This is a genomic window from Burkholderia sp. Bp9016 (assembly GCF_003857765.1).
Classification (GTDB): domain Bacteria; phylum Pseudomonadota; class Gammaproteobacteria; order Burkholderiales; family Burkholderiaceae; genus Burkholderia.
The window spans coordinates 1-973 of record NZ_QTPY01000085.1 but is presented as its reverse complement, the minus strand read 5'-3'; the positions used below and the strand labels follow the sequence as shown (position 1 = coordinate 973).

Sequence of the window (973 nt, the reverse complement as noted above, 5' to 3'; positions counted from 1 at the left end):
ATTCAGACTCCAATGTTGAATCGTTCCGGGTAAAGCAGCGCAAACTGGGTCATCGCGCTCTTCCAATCGTGCCGGGAACCGGTCCACTTGGCCACGACGTTGCGCAGCGCCAGCCAGATCAGTTTGAGCGCGGCCTCGTCCGACGGGAAGTGGCCGCGCGCCTTGATGATCTTCCGAAGCTGCATGTGCAGCGACTCGATCGCGTTGGTCGTGTATACAATTTTCCGGATGTCAGGTGCGAAGGCGTAGAACGGAATCACCTGATCCCAGGCCCGGCGCCAGAGGGCGGCAATCGGGGGGTATTTCGTACCCCACGGGCTCGCGTCGAACGCATCCAGCGCCACGGTGGCCGCTTCGGCCGACGGTGCCCGATAGACCTCCTTGAGCGCCGCTGCAACCGATTTCCTGTCTTTCCAGCTGGCGAAGTCCAGCGAGTTCCGGATCAGATGCACGATGCAGGTCTGGACCGTCGTTTCCGGGAACACCGTGTTGATCGCTTCCGGGAAGCCCTTCAAGCCATCGACCACGGCGATCAGGATGTCCTGCACGCCGCGCAGCTTCAGGTCGTTCACCACCCGCAGCCAGAACTTGGCCCCCTCGGTCTGCTCGATCCAAAGGCCCAGCACGTCACGCGTGCCGTCGCGGCGCACGCCCAGCGCCAGGTAGATCGCCTTGTTGCGCACAACGCCTTCGTCGCGGATCTTGACGCGCAAGGCGTCGAAGAACACGACCGGATACATCGGCTCGAGCGGCCGCTGCTGCCACTCACGCACTTCGTCGATCACCGCGTCAGTGACGGTGCTGATGAAGTCCGGCGACACTTCGATGCCGTACATCTCCTGCAGGAAGCCCTGAATCTCCCGCACGCTCATGCCGCGGGCGTACATCGCGATGATCTTGTCGTCGAAGCCGGTAAAGCGCCGTTCGCCCTTGGCGATCAGCACCGGATCGAAGGTGCCTTCGCGGTCGCGCG

General features: G+C 62.9%; 1 protein-coding gene. It reads right to left on the bottom strand.

Going from position 1 to position 973, the window contains the following annotated elements; genetic code table 11:
• Positions 1-2 precede the first annotated feature (2 nt).
• Positions 3-973 (bottom strand): IS256-like element IS1356 family transposase (locus DIE13_RS32535; protein WP_124831044.1); only part of this gene is annotated, 971 nt, incomplete at its 5' end.